General features: G+C 52.9%; 17 protein-coding genes and 6 pseudogenes. 16 read left to right on the top strand and 7 right to left on the bottom strand.

Annotation, left to right across the window (positions count from 1 at the left end):
* Window positions 1-194 precede the first annotated feature (194 nt).
* The 16 genes and pseudogenes from AB1J88_RS01105 (at window position 195) to AB1J88_RS01030 (ending at window position 16300) form a co-directional block, all read left to right on the top strand.
* Window positions 195-1358: a methyltransferase domain-containing protein gene (locus AB1J88_RS01105; RefSeq protein WP_430289991.1), complete on the top strand. Its 1164-nt coding sequence runs from the start codon at window positions 195-197 to the stop codon at window positions 1356-1358.
* Window positions 1359-1369: 11 nt separating this feature from the next.
* The gene (locus AB1J88_RS01100) at window positions 1370-3913 is read left to right on the top strand and encodes a glycosyltransferase (protein WP_430289990.1); all 2544 of its coding nucleotides are present in this window, start codon (window positions 1370-1372) and stop codon (window positions 3911-3913) included.
* On the top strand, window positions 3910-5256 hold the full coding sequence (locus AB1J88_RS01095) for a glycosyltransferase family 4 protein (RefSeq protein WP_430289989.1): 1347 nt from the start codon (window positions 3910-3912) through the stop codon (window positions 5254-5256). Before AB1J88_RS01100 ends, AB1J88_RS01095 begins: the two co-directional genes overlap by 4 nt.
* Before the next feature lie 195 nt (window positions 5257-5451).
* The gene (locus tag AB1J88_RS01090; protein WP_430289994.1) at window positions 5452-6837 is read left to right on the top strand and encodes a glycosyltransferase; all 1386 of its coding nucleotides are present in this window, start codon (window positions 5452-5454) and stop codon (window positions 6835-6837) included.
* A 16-nt stretch (window positions 6838-6853) separates the two neighbouring features.
* Entirely contained in the window at window positions 6854-7528 is a 675-nt protein-coding gene (locus tag AB1J88_RS01085) for an NAD-dependent epimerase/dehydratase family protein (RefSeq protein WP_430289988.1), read from the top strand.
* A 493-nt stretch (window positions 7529-8021) separates the two neighbouring features.
* Window positions 8022-8870 carry an acyltransferase family protein gene (locus AB1J88_RS01080; protein ID WP_430289987.1) on the top strand — a complete coding sequence of 283 codons (849 nt, stop codon included), beginning with the start codon at window positions 8022-8024 and terminating at the stop codon, window positions 8868-8870.
* Window positions 8871-9246: 376 nt separating this feature from the next.
* Window positions 9247-9708, top strand: a complete 462-nt coding sequence (locus AB1J88_RS01075) for a hypothetical protein (protein WP_430289986.1) — start codon at window positions 9247-9249, stop codon at window positions 9706-9708.
* Between the two features lie 356 nt (window positions 9709-10064).
* The gene (locus tag AB1J88_RS01070) at window positions 10065-11195 is read left to right on the top strand and encodes a UbiA family prenyltransferase (RefSeq protein ID WP_430289985.1); all 1131 of its coding nucleotides are present in this window, start codon (window positions 10065-10067) and stop codon (window positions 11193-11195) included.
* A complete protein-coding gene (locus tag AB1J88_RS01065; RefSeq protein ID WP_430289984.1) occupies window positions 11180-11527 on the top strand; it encodes a hypothetical protein in 348 nt (115 codons plus the stop codon). Before AB1J88_RS01070 ends, AB1J88_RS01065 begins: the two co-directional genes overlap by 16 nt.
* Window positions 11524-12834: pseudogene (locus AB1J88_RS01060) on the top strand (FAD-binding protein). The gene AB1J88_RS01065 and the pseudogene AB1J88_RS01060 overlap by 4 nt, the downstream one beginning before the upstream one ends.
* Window positions 12831-13570: pseudogene (locus tag AB1J88_RS01055) on the top strand (SDR family oxidoreductase). Before AB1J88_RS01060 ends, AB1J88_RS01055 begins: the two co-directional pseudogenes overlap by 4 nt.
* Window positions 13571-13579: 9 nt before the next feature.
* Window positions 13580-14530: pseudogene (locus tag AB1J88_RS01050) on the top strand (lysylphosphatidylglycerol synthase transmembrane domain-containing protein).
* A gap of 110 nt (window positions 14531-14640) precedes the next feature.
* On the top strand, window positions 14641-15270 hold the full coding sequence (locus tag AB1J88_RS01045; protein ID WP_430289983.1) for a hypothetical protein: 630 nt from the start codon (window positions 14641-14643) through the stop codon (window positions 15268-15270).
* 28 nt (window positions 15271-15298) lie between these two features.
* Entirely contained in the window at window positions 15299-15562 is a 264-nt protein-coding gene (locus AB1J88_RS01040) for a hypothetical protein (RefSeq protein ID WP_430289982.1), read from the top strand.
* Between the two features lie 41 nt (window positions 15563-15603).
* Window positions 15604-15897, top strand: coding sequence for a hypothetical protein (locus AB1J88_RS01035; protein ID WP_430289981.1), 294 nt, complete (start codon window positions 15604-15606; stop codon window positions 15895-15897).
* A gap of 139 nt (window positions 15898-16036) precedes the next feature.
* The gene (locus AB1J88_RS01030) at window positions 16037-16300 is read left to right on the top strand and encodes a hypothetical protein (protein ID WP_430289980.1); all 264 of its coding nucleotides are present in this window, start codon (window positions 16037-16039) and stop codon (window positions 16298-16300) included.
* A gap of 682 nt (window positions 16301-16982) precedes the next feature.
* Here the strand turns inward: AB1J88_RS01030 and AB1J88_RS01025 are convergent.
* From AB1J88_RS01025 to AB1J88_RS00995, 7 genes and pseudogenes are all read right to left on the bottom strand, one after another.
* Window positions 16983-17955, bottom strand: a pseudogene (locus AB1J88_RS01025) (glycosyltransferase).
* 29 nt (window positions 17956-17984) lie between these two features.
* A pseudogene (gene rfbA / locus AB1J88_RS01020) lies at window positions 17985-18875 on the bottom strand (glucose-1-phosphate thymidylyltransferase RfbA).
* Window positions 18872-19768, bottom strand: coding sequence for a dTDP-4-dehydrorhamnose reductase (gene rfbD / locus AB1J88_RS01015; protein ID WP_430289979.1), 897 nt, complete (start codon window positions 19766-19768; stop codon window positions 18872-18874). The pseudogene rfbA and the gene rfbD overlap by 4 nt, the downstream one beginning before the upstream one ends.
* Window positions 19765-19989 (bottom strand): GDP-mannose 4,6-dehydratase, encoded by a 225-nt coding sequence (locus AB1J88_RS01010; protein WP_430289993.1) that lies wholly within the window; start codon window positions 19987-19989, stop codon window positions 19765-19767. The genes rfbD and AB1J88_RS01010 overlap by 4 nt, the downstream gene beginning before the upstream one ends.
* Before the next feature lie 42 nt (window positions 19990-20031).
* Window positions 20032-20391 (bottom strand): annotated as a pseudogene (locus AB1J88_RS01005) (NAD-dependent epimerase/dehydratase family protein); the annotation flags it as partial.
* Window positions 20392-20477: 86 nt separating this feature from the next.
* On the bottom strand, window positions 20478-20663 hold the full coding sequence (locus AB1J88_RS01000) for a GDP-mannose 4,6-dehydratase (RefSeq protein ID WP_430289992.1): 186 nt from the start codon (window positions 20661-20663) through the stop codon (window positions 20478-20480).
* Window positions 20650-20838 carry an NAD-dependent epimerase/dehydratase family protein gene (locus AB1J88_RS00995; RefSeq protein WP_430289978.1) on the bottom strand — a complete coding sequence of 63 codons (189 nt, stop codon included), beginning with the start codon at window positions 20836-20838 and terminating at the stop codon, window positions 20650-20652. Before AB1J88_RS00995 ends, AB1J88_RS01000 begins: the two co-directional genes overlap by 14 nt.
* Between the last annotated feature and the right edge of the window lie 92 nt (window positions 20839-20930).

Here is a 20930-nt window from a genome sequence, read left to right as displayed (position 1 = left end):
AAAGGTCTGGCTGCCATCCCCAGGAAGGCAAACCTTACTACGCCGAACAACGCATTCTTCACTGGCGTGACGAGGCGGCATTTTTTACGGTGGCTACCAAGCCCCGCGAATACCATTTTGGCGGTGTCCTCGACCTCCGCATGAAAGCAATCGAACTCAAGGGCTGAGCCAATGACTATTTCCACCACAAACATTTGCTCGGCATCACTGACGGCAGGGAACGCCAACAACTGGTCTCGCAGGTACTTTCAGCCTGTGGTAACGGCAAAGTGCTACATATCGGCCTGCCTGATACAGAGTTGCTGCGGGCCTTCCTGCTGGCGGGTGTGCAGGCGTACAACGTCTTCCCGGGTGCTGAAACCGAGTGCGGCAATGCACAGCTTCCAGGACGGTTCATTGCATGGGACGGTGCTGACCTGCTATTGGACGACGAGAGTTTTTCGACGGTATTGATCACTCATGCCGACGACGCTGCTCTCTCCCTCGAGCGTTTGGCTGTCGAAGCGCCAAGAGTCTCGAAACGCAACATCTTCCTGTTTCTGGACACCAGCTGCGAACCCGACACAAAAGAAGCCCGCAAAGCTTGGGAAATGCTGTTCTTCGAAAACGGCGTACGCAAACACCCTGCCTACTATCGCGTCAACGATTACCAGTCTCTGCAATATGAACAAGGCAAAATTGCCATACCGCTTGAGAAGCTTCCCAAGGAAGCCGCCACCGTTTATCCATTGGAAGCGCTGAAAGACGAGCGCGACCTGCACATGGACATGACGCGCGAGCCTGGCAGTCGCTCCGATGGCCATATCATTCGCTATCTCCTGGCCAGTCGCTATGTGCGCAACGGCGACCGCATCCTCGACGCGGCCTGCGGACTAGGTTACGGCGCCTATACTTTGTTCAACTGCTCGGACGCCAGTTCGATCCTCGGCGTTGATGGCAGCAACTATGCAGTCAAATACGCTGAAAAAAACTTCTCTGCGGTCAATTCGCAACTCACCTTCAAAGAAGGCTGGCTGCCGGAAGCGCTGAACGATATTCCGGATAACTCGATCGACCTCATTACCTCGTTTGAAACCTTGGAGCACGTACCGGATCCGGTTGGATTGCTGGCAGAGTTCTACCGGGTCCTAAGCCCGTCCGGGCGAATCGTACTTTCCGTTCCAAATGACTGGTCAGACGAAACCGGAGAAGATCCGAACGAATTCCACTTTCACGTCTACACGTGGGAGCGCATCGTTAAAGAACTGGAAAAAGACTTCATCGTCGAAGCGGCTTACGCCCAGACAGCGGATCAATACAAACCGAAATCAACAATGCTTACGAGTGGGCAGTCGGCATTCGCGAGCTGTATGAAGTAGACCCCAAGACATTGATCGAAAAAGATCCGTCTTGTGAATGGTGCCTTCTGGTCGGCATGAAATCGCCGACACTTGGCGCAACCGTGCCTTACCGCGAAACCACCTACGATCTCTATCCTGAAAACCCGGGATGGAAGGTCACGCGTTTTGACGACTATGCCAACCCCTGGCTGGTGAAAGGCCTGGTCACGATCGGTCATCGCATCGAAGACACTCAGAAGCTGCTCGAGCTTGCCCGCGAAGTCGCCGCTCAAGCCCCGGAAACCTCACCTGACCTGGGAGCGGCACTGTGCATTCAGGCTTACCAACTGCTGCAGGCATCCACACTGACGGTGAGTCAGCTGGAAGTGTTTGCAAAAGATTCTGACGCTTACATGAATCAGGCGGATCATTCACCGCAGCAGTTGCGCTGGAAAGTATCGATATCGTTCGTTATGGCCCAACTCTGGCAGGCCGCAGGCGACACTGATCGCGCCATTGATCTTTATAAAACTTGTGTGGCCTATGACTGCACTCAATACAGCCCGACTCTGATTACCAAGCAAATCAGGTCCTACCTGAATCTGGGTTTGATCGAGTCCGGCAAAAGAAATAATCAACAAGCAGCGTTGTATTGGCGTACAGGTGTCACCAGTGCAGAAAAGGCCCTCGCCATCGATTGGTGCGCCTCATTGGGCTCGCTCGAAAAACCGACCGATTTTGGTATGTCCGAACTGGGCGCCATTGTCGAACTCGCTTCTTCGTGCGCTTATGCCTTGCGATACGTTTCCAACATTGAGAATCGCACCCCGCAATGGTGGCATCAGCATCTTCGTGACCGCGACTCTCAACTGTCGAGAATGCCAGGTATCGTGGCGGAAACCGCGCGACTGAATCGGGTGGTCATCGACAAAGATGCGACCATTCAGTCTGTGATCACGCAGACCGAGGTCGCCGTACAGGCCGCCATCACCAAGACTGAGGCAGCGTTTCACTCTGCGATCACACAGACGGAAGAAGCGTTCGTGTCCGCCATCTCGCAAACCGAGGCAGCGTTCCAATATCTCATCAACAAAACAGAGGCGGTTGCTGAGTCCGCCATCAATCAGAGTCAGAATCTGAACTCCACGCTGAATGAAATTAATGACGCCCTGCAAGAAGCACTGGCTGCCTCTGAAGCAAGACAGCAGGAGATCAGCGCCCTGAACCAGCACCTGGAACAAAAGAACGCCATCGTGCAACAGCTCAACGTTGAAGTCGCACATCGCGAGCAACGGCTACAAGCCATCGGCCGGAGCCGACTGTTTCGTTTGAGTCAGGCATTTGCAGCGCAACCCAACGATCTCAAGAAATACTTGCGCATCGCCTACATGCTCGCCTCCCTCGTGACCCCTGCCCCCGCACGTCGCTTGCTGAGTCCGACCGTCTCGGCCTTGAAGAAAAGCCTGAGAGGCCAGCCACCAGCTATTGTGTCGAACACTGATGCGCCCACCGACATCAGTGAAGATACTTACATCGTCAAGCAGCCAACCAGTGTGAATGCTGTCCGGCCGCGGGTGCTGCATGTCATCGCCAACTTCATGACCGGCGGCTCCTCACGCCTGGTGGTGGACATCTACGAATACCTGGGCGTCCGGTTCGAGCAAAGTATTCTGACCAGCCATGCGCCGATCCCCGCCGCGTATTCGGGCATCACCATCAAGGAAATCAAACTGTCTGCAGACGAGATGCCTTTTGTCGAGTACCTGCAAGCACTACAACCAAATGTCATTCACATGCACTACTGGGGCGACTGTGATGAACCCTGGTATGACCAGACCATGCGTGCCGCGCAACAATTAGGCATTCCCGTCATCCAGAACATCAACACACCGGTTGCGCCTTACTTGTCGCCCTCCATCAAGCGTTACGTATACGTCAGTGATTACGTTCGCAACGTTTTTGGACAAGCAGAAGCACCGAATGCAACGGTTTATCCCGGCTCCGACTTCTCGATGTTCAAAGCCGATGCGCCCAATCAGACTGCTACCGACACGATCGGCATGGTTTACCGACTGGAAACGGACAAGCTTAATGCTGACTCCATTACTCCATTCATCAAAGCCGTACAGAAACGCCCGCAGACCCGCGTATTGATTGTCGGTGGCGGAAGTCTGATGGAGACCTTCAAGGAAGCGGTGAACTCGGCAGGCGTATCAGACAACTTTGAGTTCACCGGTTATGTCGCCTACTCGCAACTGCCGGACTTGTACCGCCGCATGAAGCTGTTTGTTGCGCCGGTCTGGAAAGAAAGCTTCGGCCAGGTGAGTCCTTTTGCGATGCGCATGCATGTTCCGGTTGTCGGGTATGACATCGGTGCAATTGGCGAGATTGTCGATGACAGCAGCCTGCTCGCCCCTTACGGCGATGCGGACAAGCTCTCTGACATCATCGTAGATCTGCTGAATGACAGTGCTCGTCGCACCTACATTGCCGACCGTCACAGCGAAAGAGCCGAGGCTCACTTCTCGATCCAGGCAATGATTGCGAGCTACGACCAGATCTATGCCGAAACCCTGGCGGAAACCAAACAATGAAAATCGTTTTTTTTGTGCACTGCTTCTTTCCGGATCATTTTTACGGAACAGAAACCTATACGCTGGAACTGGCAAAGAACTACCGCAACTGGGGTCACGAGGTAGTCATCGTCAGCGCCTTGTTCCAGGGCGAACCGGCGGCAGCAGAACTGATCACTCGATATGAGCATGAAGGCTTTGAAGTTGTCCTGGTCGACAAAAACAAAATCCCTCACGTCAATATCAAGGAAACGTACTACCAGGCGGAGATGCGTCCGGTCTTGACCGATATTCTCGCCGACTTGAAACCGGACATCGTTCACGTCACTCATTTGATCAACCACACCAGTGCCTTGCTCGAAGCGACCAAGGCCTTGGGCATTCCGACCTACGCAACTTTCACGGACTTCTTCGGTTTCTGCCTGACCAATAAACTGGAAGCAGCCGACGGTGCACTGTGCGCAGGCCCGTCCAGAACTCGCAGCAACTGCGTGGCCTGCTACTTGAAAGAGACTGCGCGCACGTCGAAAGAGGGCTGGATCAGATACGCGAACAATGGCACGTCAGCCAAGCTCATCGCCAGCGCCGTAACTGCTCTGCGCAAAATGCCGGGCGTGAAAAACAGTGTGTTCGATCAAACGATCGACTACATCGCGGAGCGTCCGGACATTCTTGGAGCTCTTTACAACGGCTCCTACGCAGGTGCCGTCGCGCCAACCACCTTTTTAAGGGAAGCCTATGTCAACAACGACATCAAGGTACCCATGAAAACCTTGTGGTTCGGCATCGATGTCGATCGCACGCCGAAGCCGCAGCGAGACGCCGAACACATTCCAGTGATCGGTTTCATCGGCCAGATAGCACCGCACAAAGGTACAGATCTGCTGATTGATGCCTTCAATCGCCTGCCAAAAGACAGTGCAAGATTGGTGATCTATGGTCCAACCGACCAGGACCCGGCGTACATGGAAGAATTGAAAGCCAAAAGCTCCGGCACGCAAATCGAGTTCCGTGGCGTTTTCGAGAGCAAGGATATGGTCAATATCCTGCGCGATATGGACACCTTGGTAATCCCGTCACGCTGGTATGAAAACAGCCCACTGGTGCTGCTGAACGCTCTGGCCACCCACACCCCTGCCTTGGTATCGGATGTGCGCGGCATGACCGAGTTTGTAGAGGCCGGGATAAACGGAGAGATATTCGATCGCGGCAGCGCCGAAGATCTTTATCGCAAGCTGTCAGCCTGGGTTGCCAACCCACAAGCCCTTTACGATCTCGCGAAAACCACGAACTACGAAAGGACGCCGGAAATCATGGCCCGAGAGACATTTGCCATGTACTCAAAGGCAACTGAATCAGCCTGAGGATTGTCTACCAACGGCGTGGCCAGGGACGGCCACTACCGGATTTGCCCCCCATACTGTTTTAGAGTCCACCTTCTCCCCGACAGACAGTTGCTGAACGACTAGAGCGCTCAACGCCCGTCGAATGGAAGTCTATCCATCGGTCTGCACAATCGGAACCATCAAAATGCATGAAACAATTCATCACCATGCAATCTGATAAGCCATTGGCCATCGGCAAGCGCATCCTCTTGTGCGTTCACCAGTTTTTTCCGTTTTTTTTCTGCGGGAACAGAAGTCCTGACTCTATCGACGGCTCAAGCGCTAAGAGCACAGGGCCATCAAGTCGAAATCGTCACAGCAAAACTGGACGATACCGAGTCGCTAGAGCGTTCAACATACGTATACAAAGACTTTACGGTGCATCAATTCAACATTCCCTATGCACCGGGAAGGTTCTCCAGCACCCGAATGATCGACGAGTACCACAATGCTTCCATCTACCAGCCATTCAGAGTCCTTCTTGAACAACTCAAGCCGGACCTGGTGCATTTTTTTCATCTGAAGAACCTGACGATCGCAGCACTGAACGCTTGTTTTGACGAGAAAATCCCGACGGTCTATACACCGACCGACTACTGGATAAGCTGTCGATCCTGCCAACTAGTAAAGCCATGGGGAAAGGCTGAATGCACAGGCCCGAACTTGCTGGCCGGAAACTGCTTGAAACATGTCGCCATCAATAACAAAAAGGGAGTAACTCGTACCCTGCTGGCATTGACACCTCAATTAATTTTTTCATCTGTTGCCCTGACCACCTCAACCCTTATCAACACTTCACTGAAACGACTTGTTTCCCCCTTGGTTGATTTGAGCAATAGAAAAAAAGTTATTACAGAAGCGCTATTAAAAGTCGACAGAATATTGCCGCCGACATTATTTATAGAAAACTTATTGCTCCAGACGGGACTTTCACAAAGCAGAATCCAACGCCTGAGGTACGGTATTCAATCACCACTAATTCACCCTAAAGAACCGGACCTAGCTGCACCAACCAAAACAACTGCAACCTTTGGCTTCATCGGTACGCTGACGGAACATAAGGGCTGCCATATTTTCATGCAGGCGATCAAATCGCTGCCGCACGTCAATGCCCGTTTTTTAGTTTACGGTGACAAACAACAATATCCGGAATACTTCAACACGCTCAAATCCATTATCCAGGAAGATAAGCGCGTCCGATTCATGGGCACTTTTCCCCATGAAAATATTGGCAACATCTTGAGTTCTCTGGACGCGCTGGTCATACCCTCAACATGGAGAGAGAACGCACCGCTTGTGCTATTGAACGCGTTGGCTTGCGGCACACCGGTCATTGCCAGTGATGTAACGGGCATAACGGAGTACTTGGGCAAGGACGACAACGTAGCAGTATTTGAGCCCGGTAACGCCCGACAACTGGCACAACGAATGGAGTCTCATCTTGCAATGGTAAATGACCCGGCCCACAATCAGGATCAAGGAAGGATGGCAGGTGAATCGCTAGATGCCTATGTGAATGTACTTTCAGGCGTTTATGCCGAACTCATCAAATCCTCATGAATAATTGGAATAAATCATGAAATACGTAATTTTTGGCGGTGGTGGGTTTATCGGTTCTGCGATCGCGGACAAACTGCTGGAAGAAGGGCACAGTCTTCGAATTTTCGAACGCCCTCGCGTGCCACCTTACAGAGCATTCGAGCCCCACGAAAGCGTTGAATGGATCTCGGGAGATCTGCAGAGTAAACACGACCTTGAAGAAGCGATCACTGGCGTCGACGGCGTGCTCCATCTCGTTTCCACTACCCTGCCAAAATCTTCCAACGATGATCCCATTTATGACATTCAGACCAATGTCATCGCCACATTAAACATGCTTGACGTTATGGTTGAACAGAACGTTCAGCAAATTGTTTTTATTTCATCAGGCGGAACCGTATACGGCAAACCTGTACAGTGCCCCTTGACTGAAGAGCACCCGACAAACCCTGAAGTCTCATACGGAATAAGCAAGCTGACCATTGAGAAATATCTCTATCTGTACAGCAAGCTTCATAATATAAAGCCGGTCATTCTGCGTGTCGCCAACCCGTACGGTGAAAGACAAAGAATCGAAACAGCTCAAGGCGCTATAGCCGCTTTCGTCAGCCGCGCAACCGCCGGCCAATCAATCGATATCTGGGGCGACGGTTCGGTGACTCGCGACTATATATACATAAAAGATATCGCGAATGCATTTCGAAAGCACTGAAGTATTCAGGGCCAAAAACCGTTTTCAACATTGGTTCTGGCGAAGGTACTGCGCTCAGTACTCTAATAGAACTTATCGAAAAAATTACCGACACGCCTGTCGCGAGAAACTTTCTTCCAGCGAGACCATTTGACGTCCCCGTTAATGTGCTGGAATGCTCTCTTGCTGAACGGGAACTGGGCTGGAAAGCAGAGTTTAACCTTCAGGAAGGCCTGAAGCGCACCATTGCCTGGTATATCGAAAGCAAGCGCTCAACAAAGTAACCGGGTAAATTTGCCTTCCATATCATGGGGGAGCGACAAGCTCATCAGGCTTGTCCTTTCCAGTCCAAACCGATACGGGCCACTGGCGAAGTCAATGTCAGGGGCACGCTCAGCACAACTATTCAGAGCGGCGGCAACCCGTTCTGAATCAGCACCCTCGCCCTGCGATCTTTAAAACGCCATGACATAGCGATACCATACGCCCCCCTTTTTTTATCCTGGTAGGAATTGTGAACGTTAAGCACAAATTGGACGCGCTGACGTCCCTGCGATTTTTCGCTGCTGCGATGATCGTGCTTACCCATGCGCACCCGATATTCGGGTCATTCGGGATTGCCGAGGCTGCTCCTCTGGGTCAGGGCGTTTCATTTTTCTTCGTGCTTAGCGGATTCATTCTGGCGTACAACTATAAAGACTTTTCAAAGGACGGGTCGATCAAGAGGTTTCTGGTTGCCCGGTTTGCCCGGGTCTGGCCGCTCCACTTAGTGACATGCATCATTTGGATAGGCCTGATTTTCCATTTTGACCGGTACACCTACTTTGGTGGCGAGACAGGCATGCTGCGCCTGATTTCAAACCTGACACTGGTCCAATCATGGATTCCACTGAAACTATGGGCCCTGTCATTCAATGGCGTGGCATGGAGCATTTCCAACGAAATGTTCTTCTACCTTCTGTTTCCGCTACTCATCGGGTTGTGGAGCAAACACTGGGCCAAGCTGTTTTTTGCTGCAACCCTGGTTGTCGTGGCATTTATCTGGGCCGGTAACGCCTTGGAGTTGAAGTCTACCGACAATTACAACGGCGTCAGTTTGCTCGGAACCCTCTATTTCAACCCGCTGGTCAGGGTATTTGAATTCATGTTTGGTATTTTCCTGGCCAAGGTTTTCATGACGCCAGCGATTCATGAGTTCAAAGCCAGTCAATTGGGCTGGCTGTATTTAGAGTTGATGGCACTTGGCTTGGTCGTCGCAGGCATGTTGCTGGCTGGCAACCCTGCACGTATCGCCGATACATTTGGAACCGCCGCGGTTACTACTTCCAGCGGGAGGGTATCTGGCTCATTTGGGGAACGTTGATCCTCGTCTTTGCACTGAGCAAAGGACCGATCGGGTCACTGCTCTCGACCAGACCGCTGGTGTTTCTGGGGGAAATCAGCTTCTCCCTTTACCTCGTTCACGCGATTCTGATCACATTCATTGAGCCATACACCGCAGCGATCAAGCCGTATGGGCTGACTGGGTACGCAATATTCTGGATAGTTGCGCTCACATCATCGGCACTCCTCTATAAAGGCATTGAAGACCCTTGCAGGCATCTGATCATGAATGCCTGGGATCGCCGTCACGCCTCCGTGAAGGACAACCTCAGATCCAGTTATGGTCCAGTTGCGATCAGTTGCGTACTGGTGCTGATTGCCACTGTCGCAGCCTTCCACTTGAACAGGTTCTGAACATGAAAAAGTATTGGTTGCTCCCCGCCATAGCAATAATTGCCATCACCACCAGCATGGTTTACTCCATGGCAAGCATTGAAAAGTCAAAATCGGTCGATGGCAAAGTGATCTTCATCGACGGCACGACGATTTCCAATCTTAGCTATCAACCCACTGACACAGAGGACAAGCATAAGGTTGTATTTTTCAAGCTTGTCCCCGGAACGCAGTCTGGCCTAATTTTCGCCATTCACCTGAATGACTCGAATCAAAAAATACTCATCAACGCGGGTGATTTCCCCCTGGCAAAATATTGCCAGGGGGAAAAAATTCTCGAATGCAGATTCCCTATCCCTGATAAATCACTTGAACAATCCGAGACGCTGGGCATTGCCGCCTATGCGATTCCCGGCCAATTGATTCAGATTCAGGAAGGCAGGGCGGACTGGGATGACCATCGCGCCATTTTCCCAACTCGCTAAAACAACGCGATGGCGTGCTGCCCATCAGACGCCTCGATCTTGCAAGCACCCGTTCCTGAGCGGTGTGCGCGCTTGATTAGATCACCGCAGGAGCTCCTGGCCACGCAATCAAGTCGTCCTGAATGGATTCGCGAGGAAGCTTCCCGCAATGTAAAACAGCAGAAAACGCACAAGCATTTACAGATGAGACCGAGACCCGACGAAGGACAGAAAAAATCTGAAGTACCCTTCAACCCATGAAAAAAAGCTCTGTTCGTGCTATGTTCGCGCGCTTAATGAATACCCGCTGGCCTTACTGATTGATTGTCGCCCAGCGGCGCTGTTCTCCTCGACTCACTACGCTGGGACAAGCCTTAATGCTGGCCAGCACTCAGGGAAGAACCCTCGTGACCGGCTCAGCTCCACCCCTTGTCGTTGACCTCGACGGCACTCTGTTGCGCTCCGATCTGTTGCTCGAAACCGGTATGGCCTTCTTGCGCAGTCACCCACTGCAATTGCTCAAGCCATTCAAATGGTTGGCCAACGGCAAAGCCACGCTGAAATCAAAGCTGGCCAATGCGACTCATATCGATGTCAACGTTCTTCCATACAATCGGGAAGTTATCGCGCTGATCGAAACCGCCCGCAGTGCAGGTCGTTCGGTAGTGTTGGCAACTGCAAGCCATCACTCATTGGCCGAGCGCATTGCCGAGCATCTTGATTTGTTCGACAGCGTGCTGGCGTCCGACGAAAAGACCAATCTGTCGTCCCACCGCAAGCGAGATCTGCTGGTCGAGCATTATGGCGAGCAAGGCTTCGACTATATCGGCAACTCCCATGACGATATCTCCGTCTGGGCCGCAGCACGAATGGCCTACGTAGTCGATCCGGAGTCCGGCGTCGAGCGTCGAGCGCGAGCTCAGGGCAATGTCGAACAAGTCATTCGCACCGCACCGTCGGCCATCAAGGACTGGACCAAAGCACTGCGCCTGCATCAATGGATGAAGAACCTGTTGATTCTTGCTCCGATGCTGGCTGCGCATCAGTTGACCAATTTGAACATGCTCTGGCAGAGCCTTATAGCGTTCCTGCTTTTCGGTCTGTGCGCTTCCAGCGTTTACCTGCTCAACGACCTGCTGGACTTGGCGGACGACCGGCATCACCACTCTAAACGTCATCGCCCGTTCGCGTCGGGACGACTGTCCATAAAGTTCGGACTGTTCGCGTTTCCTCTTTTATTGATCACCGCGTTCACAGGTGCGGCGCTATTACTCCCCTGGGAGTTTTGTGGCGTACTGGCAGCCTATTACATACTCACGCTTGCGTACTCATTGTCACTGAAACGGCAAATGGCCATTGACGTCATCGCGCTGGCCTTGCTGTATACAATCCGGATTATTGCCGGGCGCCGCGGCCCTGAACCTGGAACTGACCTTCTGGATGCTGGCGTTTTCGATGTTCATGTTCCTGAGCCTCGCGCTGGTCAAGCGTTATGCCGAGTTACGTGAAGCCCGACGCAAGGGGCATACGGAAAAAAACCCGCGGCCGCGGTTATTACCCCGACGACCTGGAGATGATTTCATCCCTGGGCGCCGCATCCGGCTACCTCGCTGTGATGGTACTTGCGCTGTATATCCATGATCAGGGTACCGTCGCACTCTATGCCCGGCCCCAACTGATCTGGCTGGCGTGCCCATTGTTGCTGTTCTGGATTACCCGGATCTGGATGCTCACCCATCGCGGACAAATGCACGATGACCCTGTTGTATTTGCCGTACGCGACCGAATCAGCCTGGTGGTAGGGGCGCTGTTCTGCCTCGTGTTCTGGGCAGCATCATGAGTGCACCGCTGTTTTCCTGGGGCCTCTATCCTGAGGCCCCACAGACCGCTCACGGCTGCACCTGGAAAAGCGAAGTACCTCAGCAACTGGACTGCCTGAATTCCGAGTTCGGTAGCACCCTGGCATACGGCAATGGCCGTAGCTATGGCGATAGCTGTCTGGCCGACAGCGATCACGTACTGCACATGCGGACCTTGAATCGCTTTATCGAAGTCGATTGGCAACGGGGTGTGGTGACAGCAGAAGCAGGCATCACGCTCGCCGAAATCCTCGCCGTTGCCATCCCGCGGGGCTGGTTTCTGCCAGTAACACCGGGCACTCAGTTCGCTACGCTGGGGGGCGCGATTGCCAATGACGTGCACGGCAAGAACCATCATGTGCGCGGCACCTTCGGCAATCATGTGCGACGTTTGGGTTTGCAACGTTATGATCAGGATCTGCTGACCTGTTCGCCGGTCGAAGCTCCCGAAATGTTCGCGGCCACCATCGCTGGCCTGGGTCTGACAGGAGTGATCACCTGGGCCGAGATCCAATTGATACCGATCAAGTCCTGTCAGATCGACAGCAGCGCGGTACGTTTTGACAATCTGGCGGATTTTTTCGCCTTGTCCAAGGAACTGGACCACCAGCACGAGTACAGCGTCGCCTGGATTGACTGTCTGGCCAAAGGTGCGCAAGCCGGTCGTGGCGTATTTTTTGTGGGTGATCATGCGGAATATGGCGCTAAAACCGTCGAAGAGCGCAGCAAGTTGTTCGTGCCGATCACACCTCCGATTTCGTTGATCAACAAACTTTCGTTACATACGTTCAATGAAGCGTACTGGCGAGTGCATCCCGCCACACAGACGCGCAAACGGGTGAATTACGAACCCTTCTTTTACCCGCTTGATCGAATTGATCACTGGAACCGGATCTATGGTCGCCGTGGCTTCCAGCAGTACCAATGCGTGATACCTCAGCCAGTGGCAGAGGTCGCCATTGGCGAACTTCTCAGCGCTATCGCACAATCAGGCCAAGGTTCCTTTCTGGCCGTGCTCAAGCGTTGCGGGGAAATCACTTCGCCAGGCTTGCTGTCCTTCCGATCCCGGAACCTCGCTCGCCCTGGACTTCCCTCAAAACAAACACTTGGCCGCTCTGTTCGCACGCCTCGATGCCATCGTGCACGACGCGGGTGGACGACTCTATCCGGCCAAGGATGCGCATATGAGCGGGAAAGATTTTCGTCAAGCCTATCCCGCCTGGGAGCGACTGGAAGCCCTTCGCGATCCCTCCTGATGTCCCGCTTCTGGAAACGAGTGACAAAATGAAACGAGTTTTGATTGTTGGAGCCACATCGGCCATTGCTACTGCGTGTGCCAGAATCTGGGCAGCCCAGGGCTGCGAGTTTTTCCTGGTCGCGCGCAACGAAGAAAAGCTGGAACAGACCCGCGCAGACCTGAGTGCTCGTGGTGCAAAATCCGTCACTATTCACATCATGGATGCCAACGACTTCAACGCGCATCCTGCGATGATCGACAGCTGCCTTGCTGCGCTGCACCAGATCGACATCTCCCTGATCGCCCACGGCACGCTGCCAGACCAGAAAGTCTGCGAGCAGGATGTCGATGTGGCTCTCAAGGAGTTTGCTAACAACGGCACATCCGTAATCGCTCTTTTGACCCTACTGGCCAATCAGTTTGAACGCCAACGCTGCGGTACGCTGGCTGTCATTTCTTCGGTTGCCGGTGATCGCGGACGTCGTCCAACTATCTGTACGGTGCGGCCAAGGCTGCGGTATCGAGTTTTTGCGAAGGCCTCAGAGCGCGCCTGTTCAAAGTTGGCGTACATCTGATCACCATCAAACCCGGCTTTGTGGATACCCCGATGACTCAAGGGTTACCGCTGCCTGCTGCGCTCGTAGCCAAACCCGAACAGGTGGCCAAGAGCATCGTCGCTGGTATCGAACGCAAGACTGCCGTCCTCTACACCCCCGGGTTCTGGGCACTGATCATGCTGATTATCCGATGCGTGCCTCAGGCAGTCTTCAAGAGGCTGAATCTTTGAGCGAGGGCCATTTATCTATCAGGCTGGAGATACAGAGCAGTCGTTCTGTCGATCGTCGCATCAGCGCTGGGCTATCTGGGGTTTTCCTTGTGGGGCGGATGGGAGGCGGTCGTCAATGCCGTCGCCCAAGTCGGTTTAATGGGCGTCACCTTGGCGCTGTCGATGTCTTCGCTGAACTACGCCATAAGGTTTCTCAGGTGGCAGATTTACCTCAAGGCGCTCGGCCATCCGGTGCCCTGGCGTCGAGCCTGAAAATCTACCTGTCCGGCTTTGCCCTGACCACGACCCCCGGGAAAGCGGGTGAAGCCATGCGTGGCGTACTGCTTAAACCTTTGGGCGTGGCCCTATGCGAAGAGCTTTGCGGCATTCTTCAGTGAACGGCTCAACGACCTGTTTGCCGTAGTGCTGCTTGCACTGTTCGGCCTGACACTTTACCCACAAGCGCTTCCTCTGATTATCGCGGGGGTCGTACTGGTCGGTGTGGTCTTTACCGCTTGTCGCAGCGCAAGCTCATTGTGTACATGACACAAAAGCTCCCTCGCGAAGGCGGCAACCTTAAAGCAATGGCCCGTCATCTGCTCAATGTTCTGCTAGAGGCACAGTTGTGTCACCGACCACTGACGCTGCTGATCGCCACTCTGCTGACCGTGATGGCCTGGGGCGCAGAAGCGTTTGCTTCTATTGGATACTCAATGCAATGGGGGCGGAAATACCGCTGACTTTTGCCATATTCGTGTATTCGGTTTCCATGCTTGCCGGAGCCCTCAGCTTCATGCCTGGCGGTCTGGGAGGCGCTGAAGCAGTGATGGTCGCCTTGCTCGTGTGGAAGGGCATGCCGGCTCCGATGCTGTCGCTGCAACAGTGCTCATTCGGTTGGCCACCTTGTGGTTCGCTGTGGGAGTCGGTGCATTATTCCTGACCACCAGGAATCGGACCGAACTTCCCACCCAAAAAACATAATTTATTAATTCAACGACTCTTTCAGGAGCGATTCATCATGGGCGGTCAGGGGGCAATTAGCGCGCAAAGGCCTTATTAGCGCGATCATAGTCATCGGACTATTGATCGCAATGGCGATTGCGTACTACTTACGAAATCAGAATTACTCTGTCGATGACTCTTTCATTACCTATCGTTATGCCTTCCACCTGTCACAGGGTGACGGCCTGGCTTTTAACGTTGGGGAAAAGTACTACGGCACCACGGCAGCAGGTTACGCAATCGTTCTGGCTACATTCAACAAACTTGCATCGACCCTTCATCTGGATTTGTCGACTCAAAATATTTCGGTCGCGATCTCTACCCTGGCGCTACTCATCACGTCACTGTTCGCTTTTTGTATCTCTGCCAGACGCAGCTCGCCTGCCACGTCAGCACTTATGACGCTGGGGCTGGCAGTCTCCTGTTCACCGCTTATTCGTTCAATGAGGTCGCAGGCCATGAAAACCTATGCGTTCCTCGCGCTTGCTTTTGTAGGCGTTGTCCTCGCCAGCTATGAAAAAATGCTTGCGGCGGGAATCATTGTAGCCATTGCGACTACCTTCAGGCCCGACGCTGTGCTTTTCGCACCGATCATTTGCTGCGCCTACATGCTGTTACAACAATCTTGGCCTACGACGCGCGCTCACCAACAAACAACTGATTCAGTTTGCGTGTGGCTTTTTTCTGATTGCAATTCCATGGTTGCTCTTCCTTTATAGTTACTACGGGCGCATATCACCGGGAACAATGGATGCAAAAAAAGCGCAAATACTTATTGGCGGTTTCCCGACCTACAACCTTAAAAGCATCCTTGGTTATGTATCCGGCAGTATCAGCTGGATCGCTGGTGTAGCGATTTCAGTAGGTGTTGTTCTTTTCGGAATAAACCTGTTCAGCTCGAAAAAACCGGCCCCCAACGGCATTCATCGAGAAACAACATTCCTTTATCGGGACATGCTGGCTGGTATTTCTGGTCATCAGCATCGGTTTTTTACATTTCAATCAACGTAACGTTCTGGAGATGGTATGGCATCCCGGCCGTTTTTTCGTTGATGATTATCGCTTTTTGCGGCTTCTGTGCACTGGCCGGCAAGAACAATGAAACCCAGACAACCAACGCCAAACCCGCCCTGTTCATTGCATTGTGCGCAGCAGTCCTGCTGGTGGCCAACATTGCGCATATCAAGTTCTGGCTAACCAGCGAGAACGTGAACCCACACACCAAAGCCTATTACGACATTGCGCAATACCTCAAAAAAGCAGAGCCCGATGGCACGGTTATCGAAATGGCCGAACCGGGCTCCTTTGGCATGCAACTGGGTCCAAAATTCACGGTTGTGGAATGAACTTGGGCTTATTAGTCCTGGCGTCGCAACTGCATTGCTGAAGGGCGATAAAACTTATACAAATCGAACATACAATCCGAAATACATCGTATGTAGCTGGGGCAGTTCTTACAGCGCCTGCACCATCCCTGAAATCATCATGAATTATGACTTCGTGGGCGAGTTCGATGCCGATTTCTGGACGAAACTTCTCGGCCGCGGCGCTAAACTCTATCGCAAGAACACCTCGAACCTGCTGCCTATCGGGCAGTATGTCAGTGACCCGGTGCTTGGAGACAAATACGGCATCGTCCGCCAAAACACCGAGCGCCAGACATTGTTTGTGCATCCAGGGGACACACCGACCTCCTTTAATCTGAAGTGTCTAGCCTCATCACCAGCCCCGGCAAAACACTGCCAGTAGTGGTCGCCATCTCCAAAGGCGTTCCGACAGCGCAGTGGCCAGTGGTGGAGCGACCGCCGGCGTAACGATCTATCTGGATGGCAAAATTTTCAAGGAAAGAAGTGTTATCAAAGTGGGGGACTTCGCTGTCTGTCGACCTTCCTTACTCACAGGGCCGACCTTACAGGTTCTCCGTAGATAACAACGGAATGTCCAACAACAACTGGGTTGATCTGTCGGCTAGCTATTAAAGAGACATCAAGAAACTCTCCGTTTTTTGAAACAGGATCAATTCCGGGTGTGAGTGGAAAAACACGCCATCGAGAGGTTATCAGTTGACCTGATAACCTCCGCTGCCAAAAAAACGCTTTAAGGCACTGACCGCACGCTGCAGTGACCTCACTTCCCAAGAATCCTCGATAGGTGGAAATGCATCTATCGAGGATTTTTCATTCTGGGCAACCACAGTGTTTCGGTAGCAACCCACTTATCGTGGAAACGCATCAGGCCTTTCCTTGGCCGGGTACGCAGGCATGTGCCCATCATTGAACTGATGAGGTCGCATGCATTTTTATCGATAAATGAAGGGAAGGAGATAGCGCTTTGAGAGTACTAGGCCACTGATACATCTCAAGGCTTGAAAGACGTCGCTTCGCACCTGACAGACAGGCTCTCACTCACGCGAGAGACGTCTCGTTGAACCTTACTTTTTCGCAGCGGTGATAGTGCTATCAGCACACTGTAGAGGCTGCCACATTGCTGCATTGATCCAGCAAACACAGAAGAATAAAACTTGTCACGCGCCCGCCGCCGACACTTCAAGGCACTCATTGAAAGCGATAGAAGCTGCAGCCTGCCCAACGCCCGCCATTGCAAAACAAAGGGGTGCACATCCAAACCAACCAGCGATACGATGAGTTGACTTGAGAGAACCACCATCCGTTGTTAATGCTTTTGTACCGCGAAACAAGCGACTTTATTCCGGTATTAGCGCCGACCTGATTCCTCTCATGCTGGCGATAACGCAACGTTGAGCGAGAGTCGATAAACCATTTATATCCCGCACTGCGCGCAAAGGCATAGACATACCAATCGTGCAGCGACACAGACTGAAGCCTCTCCCAAGTCTGAAGCATTAATGCCTTCAACGGGTCGGCGACCTTGCGGCTCATCAGATAAGTACAGCCGGGACCAGCGGCCTCAAATAGATAATCCCACTCCACCTGAGACTGCGCCTTGTCCAACAGAAGCGTTTTGCCACTTGGCCAGAATGCGGTGACATTACTGGAATACGCATCAACACCATGACTATGCAGCATCCGGACAGAATGCTCGAGCTTGTCTGTATCCCAGATATCATCCTGGTCAGAAAACGCAACATAGTCATAACCGTCGAACGCGACGTCACGAATCAGGCGGAAAAAATTGCGAGCAGCGCCCCCGAACACCTCGGAGACAGGCAGAAGAACTATTTCGGAATACTTCGCAGCAGTCGCGGCGCACCACTCCTCGGTACCATCAGTGGAAGGGTCGACGCTGATGTAAATCGTCAAATCCACCGCCGTCTGGCGGCGAATTGACTCAATTTGCTCTTCTAGCCAGCGCACACCATTGTAGGCCGCCAGCAAAACAGCGATACGGGGTTTTACTGGCGTTTGGTTTTGGCGAGCACTCACAAAACATCCTTTGCATCAAATCGCCATTTTCAGCGATTAGTTGGCTCCAAGAGTTTCTGCAAGTACTGGCCATAAACCAGTCTTCTTCAGCGCATCGGCTTGGGCACCGAGTTGCTCAGCAGTGATCCAGCCGTTGTGGTATGCGATCTCTTCCAGGCAAGCCACCTTGAGGCCCTGACGCTGTTCGATGGTGTGTACGAAGTGACTGGCCTCAAGCAGCGAATCGTGCGTGCCTGTATCGAGCCAGGCAAATCCACGACCGAGCATTTCAACACTCAGCGTCTTTCTTTCAAGGTACGCACGGTTGACGTCCGTAATTTCCAACTCACCACGCTCAGATGGCTTGATGCCCTTCGCGATCTCGACAACATCGTTATCGTAGAAGTACAGCCCGGTCACGGCGTAGTTGGATTTAGGCTTGAGCGGTTTCTCTTCAATACTCAGAGCACGGCCCGTTTCGTCGAATTCGACAACACCGAAACGCTCCGGATCAGACACGTGATAACCGAAGACCGTAGCGCCTGTTTGCTGAGTGCTCGCAGAACGCAAATTGTCCGAGAAGTGCTGCCCGTAAAAGATATTGTCACCAAGAATCAGGCAGCAAGGATCTTTGCCAATGAACTCTTCACCGATGATGAATGCCTGGGCCAGACCGTCGGGACTAGGTTGTTCTGCATAGGTCAGCTTGATCCGTAAACGCTTCCATCACCTAGCAATTTGCGAAAACAAGGCAAATCTTCCGGCGTGGAGATGATCAGGATTTCGCGCATCCCCGCGAGCATCAACACGGACAGCGGATAGAAGATCATCGGTTTGTCGTAGATCGGCAGCATCTGCTTGGAAACGCCAAGGGTCAGCGGGTGCAGGCGTGTACCCGAACCACCAGCGAGGATGATGCCTTTACGATTTGTCGTGGTCATTTGTTCAGAACTTCCCTAAGCATTCGGTTCACACCACTTTGCCAATCCGGCAAGTGTAGATAAAATTTGGCACGTAACTTCTGGGTATTAAGACGTGAGTTCAGGGGACGTTGTGCAGGAGTCGGGTAAGCAGTCGTGTCGATTGGATTGACGGCCGTTACTGCAAGTTTTTCCCCATTGGCCTGAGCGAACGCAATGACATGAGCCGCATACCCATGCCAAGACACTTCGCCGCTGGCCGCCAAGTGATAAACACCTGAAAGTTCCGGCTGCTGCAACGCCTGACGAATAGCCAAAGCGCTTACATCCGCTATCAGATCAGCCCCTGTCGGAGCTCCGATCTGGTCCGCGATAACATTCAACGTTTCCCGATCCTTTGCCAACCGCAACATCGTCTTGGCGAAGTTGTTGCCAGCGCGCTCCGTAGACCAACTGGTCCGGAAGATCAGATGCTTGCAGCCCGACGCAATGATCGCCTGCTCGCCTGCCAGCTTACTCGCACCGTACTGATTCACCGGGCCGACAGCATCCGTCTCCAGCCATGGAATGGAACCAATACCATTGAAGACATAATCGGTTGAATAATGAACCAGCCAGGCATTCAGAGCAGCGGCCTCTTCGGCCAAGACCTGCATCGCTTGGCCGTTCACAATGAAGGCCAGCTCAGGTTCTGATTCTGCCTTGTCGACTGCGGTGGTACGCAGCGGCGTTGACGATGACATCCGGCTTGATCCGTCGGATCGTCGCACGCACGGCGGCCAGATCGGTGAGATCACCACACAGACCCCGTCGGCAGTCTGGCGATCCAGCGCAATCAACTGACCAAGCGGCTCGAGCGAGCGCTGCAGCTCCCAACCTACCTGACCGTTCTTACCCAGCAGAAGGATTTTCATGCCTTGTTCGAGCGATCCGCATAGTTCTGATCGATCCACTGCTGGTAACTGCCGCTCTTCACGTGCTCAACCCACTCAGTGTTGTTCAGATACCATTCGACAGTCTTGCGAATACCGGTCTCGAAAGTTTCTTCCGGAGTCCAGCCCAATTCGCGCTGAATTTTGCTCGCATCGATTGCGTAACGCACGTCATGTCCAGGGCGATCTTGGACATAGGTAATCAGGCTGGCATGAGGACGATGGACGAATCAGGACGCAACTCATCAAGCAGCGCACAGAGGGTGTGCACCACTTCGATGTTTTGTTTTCGTTATGACCGCCAATGTTGTAAGTCTCACCAATACACCTTCAGTGACGACTTTGTACAACGCACGAGCGTGATCTTCGACATACAACCAGTCACGTACCTGATTACCTTTGCCATAAACCGGCAACGGCTTGCCTTCCAGTGCATTGAGAATGATCAAAGGGATCAACTTCTCAGGGAAGTGGCAAGGGCCGTAGTTGTTCGAGCAGTTGGTAACCAGTGTCGGCAGACCATAGGTGCGTGCCCAAGCGCGAACAAGGTGATCAGAGCTAGCCTTGCTGGCCGAGTATGGCGAGCTTGGCTGGTAAGTGTGGTCTCGGTGAAGAGGTCTTCCGGACCTTCGAGGTCTCCGTAAACTTCGTCAGTCGAAATATGGTGAAAGCGGAACTGGCTTTACGCGCATCATCCAGCGCTGCCCAGTAGTGGCGGGCAGCTTCGAGCAGCGTTGTAAGTACCGATGATGTTGGTCTGGATGAATTCGGACGGGCCGGAGATCGAACGATCGACGTGGGACTCTGCGGCCAGGTGCATGATTGCATCCGGTTGGTGCTCACGCAGGACACGGTCAACCTGATCACGATCGCAGATATCGACGCGCTCGAAAGCGTAACGCGAGGTTCTGGCTGACTTCTGCCAAAGACTCCAGATTGCCGGCGTAAGTCAACTTATCGACATTGACGACAGAATCAGAAGTATTGGAGATGATGTGACGGATGACTGCCGAGCCAATGAAGCCGGCGCCGCCGGTAACTAGAATTTTCACGCGAACGATACCCTTGAGCTGCGGACAGCGCTGCCTGCGAGCGCGGTCTAATCCATGAATGCAGAAGCCACCATCAGTTGGCATCCGTCAGA

Source organism: Pseudomonas sp. S8 (genome assembly GCF_050473925.1).
In the GTDB taxonomy this organism is placed as follows: Bacteria; Pseudomonadota; Gammaproteobacteria; order Pseudomonadales; family Pseudomonadaceae; genus Aquipseudomonas; species Aquipseudomonas parakoreensis.
This window is presented reverse-complemented; position numbering and strand designations above follow the sequence as displayed.